This is a genomic window from Serratia sp. 22278, from assembly GCF_052045405.1.
Taxonomy (GTDB): domain Bacteria; phylum Pseudomonadota; class Gammaproteobacteria; order Enterobacterales; family Enterobacteriaceae; genus Serratia; species Serratia marcescens.
On record NZ_JBQEOW010000003.1, the window covers coordinates 49917 to 64027 of the forward strand.

17 protein-coding genes are annotated in these 14111 nt (G+C 62.0%); 7 read left to right on the plus strand and 10 right to left on the minus strand.

Annotation, left to right across the window (positions count from 1 at the left end; genetic code table 11):
- The first annotated feature begins 10 nt into the window (after positions 1–10).
- The 7 genes from ACTJJ6_RS07600 (at position 11) to flgL (ending at position 7362) form a co-directional block, all read left to right on the plus strand.
- A complete protein-coding gene (locus tag ACTJJ6_RS07600) occupies positions 11–766 on the plus strand; it encodes a flagellar basal body rod protein FlgF (protein WP_143778240.1) in 756 nt (251 codons plus the stop codon).
- Between the two features lie 18 nt (positions 767–784).
- Positions 785–1567 carry a flagellar basal-body rod protein FlgG gene (gene flgG, locus ACTJJ6_RS07605; RefSeq protein ID WP_004934819.1) on the plus strand — a complete coding sequence of 261 codons (783 nt, stop codon included), beginning with the start codon at positions 785–787 and terminating at the stop codon, positions 1565–1567.
- Positions 1568–1650: 83 nt separating this feature from the next.
- Positions 1651–2352 (plus strand): flagellar basal body L-ring protein FlgH, encoded by a 702-nt coding sequence (gene flgH / locus ACTJJ6_RS07610; protein WP_004934817.1) that lies wholly within the window; start codon positions 1651–1653, stop codon positions 2350–2352.
- A gap of 10 nt (positions 2353–2362) precedes the next feature.
- Positions 2363–3463 carry a flagellar basal body P-ring protein FlgI gene (locus tag ACTJJ6_RS07615; RefSeq protein ID WP_004934816.1) on the plus strand — a complete coding sequence of 367 codons (1101 nt, stop codon included), beginning with the start codon at positions 2363–2365 and terminating at the stop codon, positions 3461–3463.
- The gene (gene flgJ / locus ACTJJ6_RS07620; RefSeq protein WP_049299127.1) at positions 3463–4407 is read left to right on the plus strand and encodes a flagellar assembly peptidoglycan hydrolase FlgJ; all 945 of its coding nucleotides are present in this window, start codon (positions 3463–3465) and stop codon (positions 4405–4407) included. The genes ACTJJ6_RS07615 and flgJ overlap by 1 nt, the downstream gene beginning before the upstream one ends.
- 286 nt (positions 4408–4693) lie before the next feature.
- Positions 4694–6343 (plus strand): flagellar hook-associated protein FlgK, encoded by a 1650-nt coding sequence (gene flgK, locus ACTJJ6_RS07625; RefSeq protein ID WP_016927301.1) that lies wholly within the window; start codon positions 4694–4696, stop codon positions 6341–6343.
- 59 nt (positions 6344–6402) lie between these two features.
- Positions 6403–7362, plus strand: coding sequence for a flagellar hook-associated protein FlgL (flgL, locus tag ACTJJ6_RS07630; protein WP_016927302.1), 960 nt, complete (start codon positions 6403–6405; stop codon positions 7360–7362).
- A 272-nt stretch (positions 7363–7634) separates the two neighbouring features.
- On the opposite strand, the gene sra is transcribed toward flgL, so the two are convergent.
- The 10 genes from sra to fliJ all read right to left on the minus strand — a co-directional run bounded on the left by sra (position 7635) and on the right by fliJ (position 14102).
- Positions 7635–7769 (minus strand): stationary-phase-induced ribosome-associated protein, encoded by a 135-nt coding sequence (gene sra / locus ACTJJ6_RS07635; RefSeq protein WP_087763075.1) that lies wholly within the window; start codon positions 7767–7769, stop codon positions 7635–7637.
- A gap of 352 nt (positions 7770–8121) precedes the next feature.
- Complete coding sequence (fliR, locus tag ACTJJ6_RS07640; protein ID WP_016927304.1) at positions 8122–8904, minus strand: flagellar biosynthetic protein FliR; 783 nt, start codon at positions 8902–8904, stop codon at positions 8122–8124.
- A 2-nt stretch (positions 8905–8906) separates the two neighbouring features.
- Positions 8907–9176 carry a flagellar biosynthesis protein FliQ gene (gene fliQ, locus ACTJJ6_RS07645; protein WP_004934803.1) on the minus strand — a complete coding sequence of 90 codons (270 nt, stop codon included), beginning with the start codon at positions 9174–9176 and terminating at the stop codon, positions 8907–8909.
- A 21-nt stretch (positions 9177–9197) separates the two neighbouring features.
- Complete coding sequence (gene fliP / locus ACTJJ6_RS07650; RefSeq protein WP_004934802.1) at positions 9198–9959, minus strand: flagellar type III secretion system pore protein FliP; 762 nt, start codon at positions 9957–9959, stop codon at positions 9198–9200.
- Complete coding sequence (gene fliO, locus ACTJJ6_RS07655) at positions 9956–10360, minus strand: flagellar biosynthetic protein FliO (protein WP_049299130.1); 405 nt, start codon at positions 10358–10360, stop codon at positions 9956–9958. The genes fliP and fliO overlap by 4 nt, the downstream gene beginning before the upstream one ends.
- Entirely contained in the window at positions 10360–10776 is a 417-nt protein-coding gene (fliN, locus tag ACTJJ6_RS07660; protein ID WP_004934799.1) for a flagellar motor switch protein FliN, read from the minus strand. Before fliN ends, fliO begins: the two co-directional genes overlap by 1 nt.
- The gene (fliM, locus tag ACTJJ6_RS07665) at positions 10769–11773 is read right to left on the minus strand and encodes a flagellar motor switch protein FliM (RefSeq protein WP_004934798.1); all 1005 of its coding nucleotides are present in this window, start codon (positions 11771–11773) and stop codon (positions 10769–10771) included. The genes fliN and fliM overlap by 8 nt, the downstream gene beginning before the upstream one ends.
- Before the next feature lie 5 nt (positions 11774–11778).
- Positions 11779–12264 (minus strand): flagellar basal body-associated protein FliL, encoded by a 486-nt coding sequence (gene fliL, locus ACTJJ6_RS07670; protein ID WP_016927307.1) that lies wholly within the window; start codon positions 12262–12264, stop codon positions 11779–11781.
- A 165-nt stretch (positions 12265–12429) separates the two neighbouring features.
- Entirely contained in the window at positions 12430–13659 is a 1230-nt protein-coding gene (locus tag ACTJJ6_RS07675) for a flagellar hook-length control protein FliK (RefSeq protein ID WP_016927308.1), read from the minus strand.
- Positions 13656–14102 (minus strand): flagellar export protein FliJ, encoded by a 447-nt coding sequence (gene fliJ / locus ACTJJ6_RS07680; protein ID WP_016927309.1) that lies wholly within the window; start codon positions 14100–14102, stop codon positions 13656–13658. The genes ACTJJ6_RS07675 and fliJ overlap by 4 nt, the downstream gene beginning before the upstream one ends.
- Between the last annotated feature and the right edge of the window lie 9 nt (positions 14103–14111).

The window sequence follows — 14111 nt, forward strand, 5'->3', positions numbered from 1 at the left end:
GGGCCGAGTTATGGATCACGCGATTTATACCGCGATGGGCGCGGCGCGCCAAACGCTGGAACAGCAATCCATTACCGCCAACAACCTGGCCAACGCGTCGACGCCGGGCTTTCGCGCCCAGCTTGCCGCGTTGCGCGCGGTGCCGGTCGACGGGCCGAGTATGGCGACCCGCACCTTGGTGACTGCCTCGACGCCGGGCGCCGACATGAGCCAGGGGGCGCTGAACTACACGGCGCGCCCGCTGGACGTGGCGCTGCAGCAGGACGGTTTCCTGGCGGTGAGCCTGCCGGGCGGCGGTGAGGCCTATACCCGCAACGGCAACATTCAGATTTCCTCCACCGGGCAGTTGACGGTGCAGGGGATGCCGGTGATGGGCGACGGCGGCCCAATCGAGGTGCCGCCGTCGGCGGAGATCACCATCGCGGCCGACGGCACCATTTCGGCGCTGAACGCCGGCGATCCGCCGAACACCATCGCGCAGATCGGCCGCCTGAAGCTGGTGAAGGCCGATGCACGCGAAGTGATGCGCGGTGACGACGGGCTGTTCCGCCTGACGCCGGAAACCCAACAGCAGCGCGGCAATCAGTTGCAAAACGATCCGCAGGTGCGGGTGATGCCCGGGGTGCTGGAAGGCAGCAACGTCAAGCCGATGGAGACCATGGTCGACATGATCGCCAACGCCCGCCGTTTTGAAATGCAAATGAAGGTCATCCACAGCGTGGATGAAAACGAACAGCGTGCCAACTCACTGCTCTCAGTGAGCTAAGCAGCAAGGAAATAACCGATGATTCCATCCTTATGGATTGCCAAAACCGGTCTGGACGCGCAGCAGACCAACATGGACGTGATCGCCAACAACCTGGCGAACGTCAGCACTAACGGCTTCAAGCGCCAGCGTGCGGTATTTGAAGATCTGCTGTACCAGACCATGCGTCAGCCGGGGGCGCAGTCCTCCGAGCAGACCACGCTGCCTTCCGGTCTGCAGATCGGCACCGGCGTGCGTCCGGTGGCGACCGAGCGGCTGCACAGCCAGGGCAACCTGTCGCAGACCAATAACAGCAAAGACGTCGCCATCAAGGGGCAGGGGTTCTTCCAGGTGATGTTGCCGGACGGCACCCAGGCCTACACGCGCGACGGCTCGTTCCAGATCGATCAGAACGGCCAGTTGGTCACTTCCAGCGGTTTCCAGGTGCAGCCGGCGATCACCATTCCGGCTAACGCGCTGTCCATCACCGTCGGCCGCGACGGCATCGTCAGCGTCACCCAGCAGGGGCAAACCGCCGCCCAGCAGGTGGGTCAACTGACGCTGACGACCTTTGTCAACGACAGCGGTCTGGAGAGCGTGGGCGAGAACCTGTATCAGGAAACCGAAAGCTCGGGCGCGCCGAACGAGAGCACGCCGGGGCTGAACGGCGCCGGTCTGCTGTATCAGGGCTACGTGGAGACCTCCAACGTTAACGTGGCGGAAGAGCTGGTCAACATGATCCAGACTCAGCGCGCTTACGAGATCAACAGCAAAGCGGTATCGACTTCCGATCAGATGCTGCAAAAGCTGACGCAACTGTAATCTGTCATTGACGGGCCCGGCTTGCCGCGCCCGTCATTCTCTTTCGTGAAACAAAGGCGATACCCGTGGTAACCACATATTCGATGGCAATCCTGCCGCGGCAGGGACAACGCTGGCTGGCGGGAATGGTGATGCTGACGCTGAGCGGCTGCGCTTATATTCCGCATAAACCGCTGGTGGACGGTGCGACCACGGCGCAGCCCGCGCCGGCCAGCGCGCCGATGCCGAACGGCTCGATCTTCCAGACGGTGCAGCCGATGAACTACGGCTATCAGCCGCTGTTCGAAGACCGCCGTCCGCGCAACGTCGGCGACACCCTGACCATCGTGCTGCAGGAAAACGTCAGCGCCAGCAAGAGCTCCTCCGCCAATGCCAGCCGCAACGGCGCCAGCAAGTTCGGCGTCGCCACCTCGCCGCGTTACCTTGACGGCCTGTTGGGCAATGCGCGTGCCGATATGGACATTTCCGGCGACAGCACCTTCGGCGGCAAGGGCGGCGCCAACGCCAACAACACCTTCAACGGCACCATCACGGTGACGGTCAACCAGGTGCTGGCCAACGGCAACCTGCACGTGGTGGGGGAAAAGCAGATCGCCATCAACCAGGGCACCGAATTCATCCGCTTCTCCGGCGTCGTCAACCCGCGCACCATCAGCGGCAACAACTCGGTGACCTCGACGCAGGTGGCGGACGCGCGTATCGAATACGTCGGCAATGGCTATATCAACGAAGCGCAGACCATGGGCTGGCTGCAGCGCTTCTTCTTAAATGTTTCACCGTTCTAAGGATTGACTGATGCTGAAAAAATGGTTTATCGCGCTGTGCGTCGGGCTGGTGTGCTTGCCGGCGGCGGCGGAGCGCATCCGCGATCTGGTGACGGTGCAGGGCGTGCGAGACAACGCCCTGATCGGCTACGGCCTGGTGGTGGGGCTGGACGGCTCCGGCGACCAGACCATGCAGACGCCGTTCACCACCCAAAGCTTGAGCAACATGCTGTCGCAGCTGGGCATCACCGTGCCGCCGGGCACCAACATGCAGCTGAAAAACGTGGCGGCGGTGATGGTGACCGCCAAACTGCCGCCGTTCTCACGCGCCGGGCAGAATATCGACGTGGTGGTTTCTTCGATGGGCAACGCCAAGAGCCTGCGCGGCGGCACTTTGCTGATGACGCCGCTCAAAGGCGTGGATAATCAGGTCTATGCCCTGGCGCAGGGCAACGTGCTGGTCGGCGGCGCGGGCGCGGCGGCCGGCGGCAGCAGCGTGCAGGTCAACCAGCTGGCGGGCGGGCGCATCAGCAACGGCGCCACCATCGAACGCGAGCTGCCGACCACCTTCGGCAGCGGCGGCGTTCTCAACCTTCAGCTGAACGACGAGGATTTCACGCTGGCGCAGCAGATCAGCGACGCCATCAACCGCCAACGCGGCGGCGGCACCGCGACGCCGCTCGACGCCCGCACGATCCAGGTGCTGGTGCCGCAGGGCAACAGCTCTCAGGTGCGCTTCCTGGCGGAGATTCAAAACATCACCGTCAACGTCGGGGCGATGGACGCCAAAGTGATCATCAACTCGCGCACCGGGTCGGTCGTGATGAACCGCGATGTGATCCTCGATTCTTGCGCCGTCGCCCAGGGCAACCTGTCGGTGGTGGTCGATCGGCAGAACACCGTCAGCCAACCGACGACGCCGTTCGGCGGCGGCCAGACGGTGGTGACGCCTAACACCCAGATCTCGGTGCAACAGCAGGGCGGATCGCTGCAGAAAGTGAACGCCAGCGCCAACCTGAACAACGTGATCCGGGCGCTGAACGCGCTGGGCGCCACGCCGATCGATCTGATGTCGATCTTGCAGGCGATGCAGAGCGCCGGCTGCCTGCGCGCCAAGCTGGAAATCATCTGATGGCCGGCGATCTGATGGCGATGTCGGGCGCGGCCTATGACGCCCAGGCGCTGAACGGCCTGAAGCGCGACGCGGCGGCCGACCCGCAGGGCAACCTCAAGCAGGTGGCGCAGCAGGTAGAAGGCATGTTCGTGCAGATGATGCTGAAAAGCATGCGTTCCGCCTTGCCGCAGGACGGGGTGTTGAGCAGCGACCAAACGCGGCTGTATACCTCGATGTACGACCAGCAAATCGCCCAGCAGATGTCGCAAAAAGGGCTGGGGCTGGCCGACATGATGGTCAAGCAGATGAGCAACGCCAACGCGGTGCCGAGCGAAACGGCGGGCCTGTCGCCGATGGCGCTGGACAACGAGGTGCTGCAAACGCTGCCGAACCAGGCGCTGGAGCAAATGGTGCGCCGGGCGATGCCGAAGGCCCCGCCGGCCGCCGCGCCGCTGTCGCTCAACAACGGCAACTTCGTCGCTCGCCTGTCGATACCGGCGAAGGTCGCCAGCCAGCAGAGCGGCATTCCGCATCAGCTGATCGTCGCGCAGGCGGCGCTGGAGTCCGGTTGGGGGCAGCGCGAGATCCCGACATCAGACGGCACGCCGAGCTACAACCTGTTCGGCATCAAGGCCGGCGGCAGCTGGAGCGGACCGGTGACGGAGATCACCACCACCGAGTTCGAACAGGGTGCGGCGAAGAAGGTGAAGGCGAAGTTCCGCGTCTACGGTTCCTATGTGGAAGCGATCGCCGATTACGTCAAGCTGTTGACCAACAACCCGCGCTACGCCGATGTGGCCGCTGCGCGCAGCCCGGAGCAGGCGGCGCATGCGCTGCAACGCGCCGGGTACGCCACCGACCCGCAGTACGCCAGCAAACTGGTCAGCGTGATTCAGCAGATGAAGAACGCGGGGGAGCAGGCGGTGAAAGCCTATACCCACGATCTGAACGATTTGTTCTAAATCCCCCGTCATTCTTGATGCTGCAGCGGCGTTGATTGCACAAGCTCGCCCCGGTCACTTGGCTTAATCAAGCTCCCGGGGTCTCCCTTGCTTGTCGTCTTGCTGCGGCGCCAATTATTTAGGGGATAGGCGGTAATGGAGGCTCGCTGGATGCTGACCGCATTGCCGCTTTTTTTCCTCAAGTTCTTCTCATTTTTGCCGATAACCGAAACAGGCTGAGCGAACAGGCTCAGCAGCTCAATTAAGAACCCTGTGGGCCACCGGCGCCGCAGCATAAGGAATTCCGATGTCCAATAGCTTAATCAATACCGCGATGAGCGGGCTGAATGCGGCTCAGGTGGCGCTCAGTACCGTCAGCAACAACATCTCCAACTACAACGTGGCGGGCTACAACCGTCAGACCGCGATCCTGGCGCAGAACGGCGGCATGGCCACCATGAGCGGCTTTATCGGCAACGGCGTGACCGTCACCAGCGTCAACCGCGAATACAACCAGTTCATCACCAACCAGCTGCGCGGCGCGCAAAGCGCGTTCGGGGCGCAAAACGCCTATTACGAGAAGATTTCGCAGATCGACAACCTGTTGGCGAGCAAGACCAACCCGCTGTCGACCAACATGCAGGACTTCTTCACCAACCTGCAGAACCTGGTGAGCAACGCCGGTGACGACGCCGCGCGCCAGACGGTGCTGGGCAAGGCTAACGGCCTGGTGAACCAGTTCAACAACACCGATAAATTCCTGCGCGATATGGATAACGGCGTTAATCAGCAGATCAGCGATACGGCGCAGCAGATCAACAGCTACGGCCAACAGATCGCCAAGCTGAACGACGAGATCACCCGTTTGCGCGGCAGCGCCGCCGGCGAGCCGAATGCGTTGCTGGATCAGCGCGATCAGCTGGTCACAGAATTGAACCAGCTGGTGGGCGTACAGGTCACGCAGCAGGACGGCGACGCTTATACCGTCTCCTTCGCCAACGGCTTGACGCTGGTGCAGGGCAGCAACACCTATCAGGTGGAAGCCGTGCCTTCCAGCAGCGATCCTTCCCGTCTGACCATCGGCTATAACCGCGGCAACGGCGCCAGCGAAGTGCCGGAAGGCCAGATCACCAGCGGCACGCTGAGCGGCGTGCTGAAATTCCGCAGCGAAACGCTGGACGGCGTGCGCAATCAACTGGGCCAGTTGGCGCTGGCGATGGCGGACAGCTTTAACCAACAGCATCGCGCCGGCTTCGATCTGAACGGCGATGCGGGCGGCGACTTCTTCAGCTTCAGCGGCGGCCGGGTGGTGGATAACACCCGCAACACCGGCGACGCGTCGCTGTCGGTCGCTTACACCGATACCGGCAAGGTGAAAGCCAACGATTATCGCGTCGAGTTCGACGGCAGCAACTGGCAGGTCAGCCGCCTGCCGGACAACGTGAAAGTCAACGCGACGCCGGGCACCAGCGCTGACGGCAAACCGACGCTGAACTTCGACGGGTTGGAAGTGAGCATCGACGGCAATGCGCAAGCCAAAGACAGCTTCACCGTGAAGCCGGTCAGCGACGTGGCGGGCAACCTGAAAGTGGCCATCACCGATTCGTCCAAGATCGCCGCCGCCGGTAAAGACGACAGCGGGCGCGGCGATAATGAAAACGCCAAGAAGCTGCTGGATCTGCAGACCAAAAACCTGGTGGACGGCAAGGCGACCCTGAGCGGCGCTTACGCCGGCATCGTCAGCGGCGTCGGCAACCAGACCGCTGCCGCCAAGGCCATCGCCACGTCGCAGGCCAAGATCGTCACGCAACTGGGCGCGCAACAGCAGTCGATGTCCGGCGTCAACCTTGACGAAGAGTATGGCGAGCTGCTGCGTTTCCAGCAGTACTACATGGCCAACGCGCAGGTGATTCAGACCGCCAGCTCGCTGTTCGACGCGCTGCTGAATATTCGTTGATTTCATTGTTAATCGGCGCCGATAACGGCGCCGGTCGCTCAGAGTAAGGAACCCACAGCATGCGCATGAGCACCAGCATGATGTACCAACAGAACATGAACGGCATCACGGGCAACCAGTCGCTGTTCATGAAGGCGGCCGAGCAGCTTTCTTCGGGCAAGCGGGTGATCAACCCGTCCGACGATCCGCTGGCGGCGTCGCGCGCGGTGATGTTGTCGCAATCGCAGGCGGAAAACAGCCAGTACACGCTGGCGCGCACCTTCGCTCGTCAGAACGTGTCGATGGAAGAAACGGTATTGGCCGGCGCGACCTCCACCATCGCGGACATGAAGGCGCTGATCGTCAACGCTGGCGGCACCGAAAGCGATAACGATCGCCAGTCGCTGGCCACCCAGCTGCAGGGGCTGAAAGATCAGCTGCTGAATCAGGCCAACAGCACCGACGGCAACGGCCGCTATATGTTCGGCGGGTATGTGAACGACAAGGCGCCGTTCGTCGATAACGGCGGCACCGTCAGCTATCAGGGCGGCGACAAGACGGTTCAGCAGAAAGTGGACGCCAACCGCACCATGACCATCGGCCATACCGGCAACGCGGTGTTCATGTCGTTGACCAGCAACCCTAAGCCCGAGCCGGACGGCAGCGCGCCGGTCAGCAACGTATTCGAGAGCATCGATATCGCGCTGAACGCGCTGAAAACTCCGCTGCAGGGCGCCGACGAGGCCACCAAGCAGCAGGTGAACGATGCGCTGGCGAAAGCCAACCGCGGCCTGGACAACTCCTACAACAACGTGCTGAGCGTGCGCGCCGAGCTGGGCAGCCAGCTGCAGGAGATGGATCAGCTGGACAGCATCGGTAAAGAGCGTGACATGACCAACCAGATCCAGATGAGCGCGTTGACGGATGCCGACCTGGCCGAGTCTATCTCGTCTTATTTCATGCAGCAGGCGGCGCTGCAGGCGTCGTATAAAACCTTCAGCGATATGCAGGGCATGTCGCTGTTCCAGATGAATCGTTGAGAGCAATACCCCGTTGCCTGACCGCGACGGGTTTCCCTTTAGTGCGCTTAGAAAACGCCTTCTCCGCCCCGCGGGGAGGGAGGCTTCTTGAAACCGGGCGCACTCGTTTGGCGCGTCACTCGTTCTCCCACTACTGACTGAGTGACGCGCCTTTTTTTCATCAGGAAAGTAATAATAAGATTGTCACCCCTGTTTAATGCGTAACGGCATTATTGAAATCAGTGGCGGAAAAATCGCGATAGATATTATTTCCCTGACGATAAATAGCGCTGCTATTTCTTTTTCTTCTCCACTTTCCATTTTCCGCCGTCGGCCGTCTCGGTAAACGAAACTCTAAACTTGTTGCTTTTCCAGTGGGTCAAACCGAATAACCGGCGTGCTTTTCGGTTGCTTTTCGCTTTAATCATGAATTCGCTCCTGTGGTTAGCAAAGGTCGATGCTGCGCCCTGCAGCCGGCGGGCGCCGGACGCATTTATTCAGGGTGTAAGTTATCTGTCGCGCATTTAACCCTGCGTGACTGCGTTATTTTTTATTTTCACTTGGGAGTCAACGTTTTTATCGCCGCTGATGGCTAGCGTGGTACAAGCGATATTTCTGTTGCCGGGTCTATTCTAGGTCGGGGTTTTATTTATTCAAGCCGCCGGAGACATTTGAACCTTAATCCGGATAAAAGCCGTTTCTCAGGCTTTTGTCCCAAGAAAGCGTTTTTATTGCCATTTTGTCTTAGGCGGAAGAGGGGGAAGGAAGGGACCGCCGGATTCAGAAGGTCATGCCGCCGATCACCGCCGCCAATCGATCGAACACTTCGCCGAACAGGTGTTCGCAGAACGGCGCCAGCATCGGCATCATCATGCCCAGCGTCATGATGCCGAAGGTCATGGTGACCGGGAAGCCGATCACGAAGACCGACAGCTGCGGCGTCATGCGGTTGAGCAGGCCGAGCGCCATGTTGAGCGTCAGCAGCAGGCAGATCAGCGGCAGCGCCAGCATCATGCCGTTGATGAAGATCAGCGAGCCGACCTGAGTCAGCACCAGGAAGCCGTTGCCGTTCAGCGGCTGCGTTTGGATAGGTAGGGTGTGGAAGCTGTCCGCCAGCAGCGAAATCAGCCACAGATGGCCGTCAAAGCTGAGGAACAGCAGCATCGCCAGCAGGTTGAGCAGGCGCGCCAGCACCGGCATGTTCGGGCCGCCGCTGGGATCGAAGAAGGTGGCGAACGACAGGCCCATCTGCATGCCGATCACTTCGCCCGCCAGGCGCACCGCCGCGAAGGCGAACTGCATGGTCAATCCCAGCGCCACGCCGATCAGAATCTGTTGGATCGCCAGCCACAGGCCGGCGGCGGAGAAGATAGGGATATTGCTGGCGGGCAGCGTCGGCGCGATCAGGATGACGATCAGCCCGCCAAGGCCGATTTTGACCTTTTTGCTGATCTGCTTTTCGCTGAATATCGGCGCGGTGCCGATCAGCGCCAGAATGCGCAGCAGCGGCCAAAAATAGTGGCTGAGCCAAACGGTGAGTTGGGCGCTGTCGAAGGCGAGCACGGTCAGCCGATCAGGGTTGGCAGGTTGCTGAACAGGGTGCGCATGTAGTCCAGCAGCAGGTTCAACATCCAGGGGCCGGCGATGATGATGGTGGCCACCACCGCCAGAATTTTAGGGATGAACGACAGCGTCATTTCGTTGATCTGGGTGGCGGCCTGCAGCAGGCTGACGACCAGGCCGCTGATCAGCGCCGCCAGCAGCAGCGGGGCGGCCAGCGCCAGCGCGACTTTCATCGCCTCGGTGCCGAGCGCCATAACCGATTCAGGTGTCATCTCGCTTTCTCCGGTCAGGGGTTACGAATAGAAGCTCTGCGCCAGCGAGCCGAGCAGCAGCTGCCAGCCATCGACCAGCACGAACAGCATCAGCTTGAACGGCAGCGAGATGGTGGCGGGCGGCACCATCATCATCCCCAGCGCCATCAGCACGCTGGCGACCACCAGGTCGATGATCAAGAACGGAATAAACACCGTAAAGCCGATCTGGAAGGCGGTTTTCAGTTCACTGGTGACGTAGGCGGGCAGCAGGATGCGCATCGGCACCGCTTCCGGGCCGGCCAGCGGCGGCTGATTGGCCAGTCTGGCGTACAGCGCGAGATCGGTTTCGCGCGTTTGCCGCAACATGAATTCGCGCAGCGGCTGCGCGCCTTTATCCAGTGCGACCTCCAGCCCGATCTTGTCCTGGCTGAACGGCAGATAGGCGTCCTGATAAACCTTGTCGAACACCGGCGACATGATGAAGAAGGTCAGGAACAGCGCCAGCCCCAGCATCACCTGGTTCGGCGGCGCCGAAGGCGTGCCCAGCGCGTTGCGCAGCAGGCCGAGCACGATGATGATGCGGGTGAAGCTGGTCATCATCAGCAGCATGGCCGGCAGGAAGGTCAGTGAAGTCAACAGCACCAGCGTCTGCACCGGCAGCGACCAGCTTTGGCCGCCATTGGCCAGCGGTTGGCTGATCAGCCCCGGCAGTTGTGCAAAAGCCGCCGGGCTGATCAGCAGCAGGGCGGCGGGGAGCCAAACCGCCGGGCGGCGGACGAGGGTATGAAGAGTCGAGGTCATGCCGATTTTTCCGGGCGTTTCATAACTTTTTGCATCAGTTGACGGAAGTCCGCCGGTGTCGCCGCGTCGGCCGCGCCCTCGTCTTTCGGCGGGGCGGGCAGGGTGTGCAGCGGGGTGATCTGCTGGGCGGTGACGCCCAATACCAGCAAGGTGTCGTCGACTTCCACCACCACCACGCGTTCGCGCTGCCCGACCTGGCAACTGGCGCGCAGGTTGAGCAGTTTGTTGTTGCGCGCCTGCGGGGCGAAACCCAGTCGACGGAACAGCCAACCGGCCAGCAGGATCAGCAGCAGAATGCCGCCGAGCGCGCTGCTGACCTGCATCAACACCGAACCGGCCGGCAAGGCCGGCGCGGCGGGGGGTTGGGTGCTTTGGACGGTAACGGGCGCCGCGGCGGTCATCAGCGGCTCAGTCGACGCATGCGTTCGGAGGGGGTGATGATGTCGGTGATGCGCACGCCGAACTTGTCGGCCACCACCACCACTTCACCTTGCGCGATCAGGTAACCGTTGATCAGGATATCCAGCGGTTCGCCGGCCAGGCCGTCCAGCGCCACCACCGAGCCTTGCGACAGGCGCAGCAGCTCTTTGATGGTCATCTTGGTGCGCCCCAGTTCCACGGTCAGCTTGACCGGAATATCCAGGATCAGGTCGATATCCTGCAGGCTGCCGAGCGCATCCTGAGCTTCCAGCGACTTGAACACCCCTTCGGTGCTCGCGCCGGATTTCTCTGAAGACTGCTGCTCGTTAAACGCATCAGCCCACAGATCGTCTACGGATTCCTTTCCTTCGCCAGACGGTTGCTTAGGATCACTCATTGGGCTGTTCCTCACTCAGAGCATTCAAAATAGGGTTAATCAAATGTTCAACACGCAGGGCGTATTGCCCGTTCAACGTGCCGTATTGGCTGGTCAGAACCGGTACGCCGTCCACATGGGCGATCAGGCGTTCCGGCTTGTCTATCGGTAATACATCGCCCGGTTGCAGCTTCAGGACTTTCGACAGCCGCATCGGGATATCGACGAAGTTGGCGATCAGTTCCAGTTCGGAATGCTGCACCTGCTTCACCAGGGTTTCGCGCCAGTGGCTGTCTTCCTGCCGCGAGTTTTCCAGCGGCGGGTTGGTCAACAGCTCGCGCAGCGGTTCGATCATCGCGAACGGAATGCAGATGTTGAACTCGCCGGTCAGCGCGCCGATCTCCACCTGGAACGGCGTGGTGACCACGATGTCGTTCGGCGAGGTGGTGATGTTGGTGAACTTCACCTGCATTTCGGCGCGCACGTATTCCACGTCGATTTTGTAGATGGCGCTCCAGGCGTCGCCATAGGCGTCCAGCGCCAGGCGCAGCATGCGTTTGATCACCCGCTGTTCGGTCGGAGTGAATTCGCGGCCTTCGACCTTGGTCGGGAAGCGGCCGTCGCCGCCGAACAGGTTGTCGACGGCGATGAACACCAGACTCGGCGCGAACACGAACAGGGCAGTGCCGCGCAGCGGATTCAGATGCACCAGGTTCAGGTTGGTCGGCACCGGCAGGTTGCGGGCGAACTCGTGATACGGCTGGATTTTGATCGGGCCGACGGTAATGTCCGGGCTGCGGCGCAGCAGGTTGAACAACCCCATGCGGAACTGCCGGGCAAAACGTTCGTTGATGATTTCCAGCGCGTGCAGACGCTCGCGCACCACGCGGCGCTGGGTGTTCGGATCGTAAGGCTTGACCTCGCTCTCTTTGCCGACCACCGCCTCGGGTTCATCACCCGCGCTGTCGCCGTTGAGCAAGGCGTCGATCTCTGCCTGTGAAAGAATGCTATCGCCCATAGTGATTACCGCAGTATGAAGGCGGTGAACAGCACGTCGCTGACCACCTGCTTCGGTTGTCCCTTAACCAGCGGCGGGCTGAGCACGTCCTTAATCTGCGCCACCAGCTGTTGCTTCCCTTGTTCATTGGCCAACTGGCTCGCTTCCTGGCGGGAGAGCAGCATCAGCAAGCGGCTGCGCACTTCCGGCAGAAAATCGTTCAGCTGACGGCGGGTACTTTCGTCCGGCAGACGCAGCGTGAGGCCGATGTACAGCACGCGATCCGGGTTGTTGTCCGGCGTCACCAGGTTGACGGTAAAGGTGTCGAGCGGCATGAACACCGGCGCGGCCGGCGGTTGCTGTTTGGCGGCGGCCGGTTCGGCGCCGTTTTTATGCTGTTGCAGCAGCCACCAGCTGTAGCCCGCGGCGCCACAGGCGACGACGCTGATCAACACCAGCAGGATGACCAGAAGGGAGCGTTTCGGTGCTGCCGGAAGGGTGTTCTGAGACATAGCCAAATCTAATTCCTGTTGTTCCACCCGCGGCCGGCGAGGCGGCGGGCATGGCGCGCGGCAAAGCCGCACGCATGACATGTAAAGGTATTATCGCGTCTATCGCGGCGTGCAATAGCCTGAATAGACGCGCAAATGGGTGCCAGCTTGGGCGTTTGCGGCGGCTCAGGCGAAAATATCGACGCCGTTGACCGCGCTGGCCATGCGCTGCAGCGCCATCGGCGCGCTGACGCCATCGGCGGCCGCAGCCTCATCGCCAGGGTGTTCAGCATAGCTGGAACGCCCCTGGCTGTTGGAGGCCTGCTGCTGCGCCTGTTGCCATTGTGGCGTGGACTCGCCGCCCACGCTGCTCTGCCCCAGGTTGATGCCGCTCTCCGCCAGCGCGTGGCGCAGCTGCGGCATCGCCGCTTCCACCGCCGCGCGCACCTGGCCGTGAGCGGAGGCGATGTGCAGTTGCGCCTGCTGATCGTCCAGTTTCAACGTGATCTGCAAGGCGCCCAGCTCCTGCGGATGCAGACGCAGCTCGGCGCTTTGCTGGCCGTTGCGATGGAACATCAGCACCTGTTGGTTCAACGCCTGCTGCCATTCCGGGCTACCCAACTGCGCGTTTAACTGCGGCGTAGGCGGCGCCGTCACCAGTGAGCCGGCCGGGGCGGCCGTTTGCGTTGGGCTGGCGGCGGCCAGGGCGACGGCGTGATTGAGCGTCGGCTGCTGCTGGGTATCGCCCGCCGGCAGCGGCTGTGCGGCACTTGCGCGCTCGCCGCTGGTCGATTGCGGGAGCGCCGCCGTGGCATTATCGCCATCGGCTGCAGGCGTTTTCGTGCCTGTTCCTGTCGGAGCAGGGGATGCCGATGAACGCGCGGCGGTGTTATCACCGGCCGCCGCAATGTTCAGCAGGCCATTGCCGGTCTGCAGCGCGGCCGCATCGTCAGCGTTTTCCACCGGCAGCGGCCGTTGGCCATCGGCTGGCTGAGGCTGGGCGACGATCGCGGCCGGCAGCATGGCATACAGCGCCTGCAGCGTCGCGGCATCCAGCTCTTTGGCGGCGGCGATCGGCGGCTGCGCCGGTTTATCGCCGGCCACGAGCGTTTCGCTCTCGGCGCCTTCAGGTGAAAGCGCGTCGGCTGGGGTTGCCAGACCCGGCAGCAGGCCGCCGCGCTCGCCGAAGGTGGCCAGCAGTTGATTGAGCTGATTGCGGCTCAGGGCCGGGGCGCGTTCATCGTCCGCGCTCAGCGCGACCGGCGGCTGTTTGCCGTCGGCGGCGGGCGCAAAACGTGCGCCGAGCAGTTGGGCGAAAGCGGATGACAGCTGGCTCTCATCCAGCGCCGACGTCAGTTCGGCCAGACCGCCGGCATCGCCGGGTAAGGCCAGGCCGGGCAGGGCGTTCAGATTCATGGGTTGATATTCCTTTGTGCACTGCGTTGAGCGAACTCATCCATCAGTTTTTGATCCCGTTTATTCTCCTGCTGCTGCTCCGCATTTATGGCGCGGGTATGCAGAGTCTCGAAAGCATTCAGCCGCTGTTGTTTGTCTTGCCATTGCTTCACCGCATGATCCACTTTCTGCCCCCACTGCAGCAGCTGCTGGCGGTGCTGGTCGATGGCCTGTTCCAGCGTGCCGATAAACTGCTGGTAGTTTTGCCAGCGAGAGCTGTCCATGCCGTCGCAAAGCGTATGATTCAGCTTCTGGCGATATTCGTCCTGATAGTTGAGCAGCATCGACAGCTGTTGCTCCGCCGCCTGCTGCGCCTGCCGCACCTGGCCAAGCTGTTGCGCGGCCTGTTCCACCGCATCCTGCGCCAGATCGCGCAGGGTAATCAGGGGGGATTGTGATTTCATCGCTGTACG

Bases quoted from the DNA above. Each gene is read 5' to 3' on its own strand.
- ACTJJ6_RS07600 (WP_143778240.1), top strand. From the start codon at position 11: ATGGATCACGCGATTTATACCGCGATGGGCGCGGCGCGCCAAACGCTG.
- flgG (WP_004934819.1), top strand. From the start codon at position 785: ATGATTCCATCCTTATGGATTGCCAAAACCGGTCTGGACGCGCAGCAG.
- flgH (WP_004934817.1), top strand. From the start codon at position 1,651: ATGGCAATCCTGCCGCGGCAGGGACAACGCTGGCTGGCGGGAATGGTG.
- ACTJJ6_RS07615 (WP_004934816.1), top strand. From the start codon at position 2,363: ATGCTGAAAAAATGGTTTATCGCGCTGTGCGTCGGGCTGGTGTGCTTG.
- flgJ (WP_049299127.1), top strand. From the start codon at position 3,463: ATGGCCGGCGATCTGATGGCGATGTCGGGCGCGGCCTATGACGCCCAG.
- flgK (WP_016927301.1), top strand. From the start codon at position 4,694: ATGTCCAATAGCTTAATCAATACCGCGATGAGCGGGCTGAATGCGGCT.
- flgL (WP_016927302.1), top strand. From the start codon at position 6,403: ATGCGCATGAGCACCAGCATGATGTACCAACAGAACATGAACGGCATC.
- sra (WP_087763075.1), bottom strand. From the start codon at position 7,769: ATGATTAAAGCGAAAAGCAACCGAAAAGCACGCCGGTTATTCGGTTTG.
- fliQ (WP_004934803.1), bottom strand. From the start codon at position 9,176: ATGACACCTGAATCGGTTATGGCGCTCGGCACCGAGGCGATGAAAGTC.
- fliP (WP_004934802.1), bottom strand. From the start codon at position 9,959: ATGACCTCGACTCTTCATACCCTCGTCCGCCGCCCGGCGGTTTGGCTC.
- fliO (WP_049299130.1), bottom strand. From the start codon at position 10,360: ATGACCGCCGCGGCGCCCGTTACCGTCCAAAGCACCCAACCCCCCGCC.
- fliN (WP_004934799.1), bottom strand. From the start codon at position 10,776: ATGAGTGATCCTAAGCAACCGTCTGGCGAAGGAAAGGAATCCGTAGAC.
- fliM (WP_004934798.1), bottom strand. From the start codon at position 11,773: ATGGGCGATAGCATTCTTTCACAGGCAGAGATCGACGCCTTGCTCAAC.
- fliL (WP_016927307.1), bottom strand. From the start codon at position 12,264: ATGTCTCAGAACACCCTTCCGGCAGCACCGAAACGCTCCCTTCTGGTC.
- ACTJJ6_RS07675 (WP_016927308.1), bottom strand. From the start codon at position 13,659: ATGAATCTGAACGCCCTGCCCGGCCTGGCCTTACCCGGCGATGCCGGC.
- fliJ (WP_016927309.1), bottom strand. From the start codon at position 14,102: ATGAAATCACAATCCCCCCTGATTACCCTGCGCGATCTGGCGCAGGAT.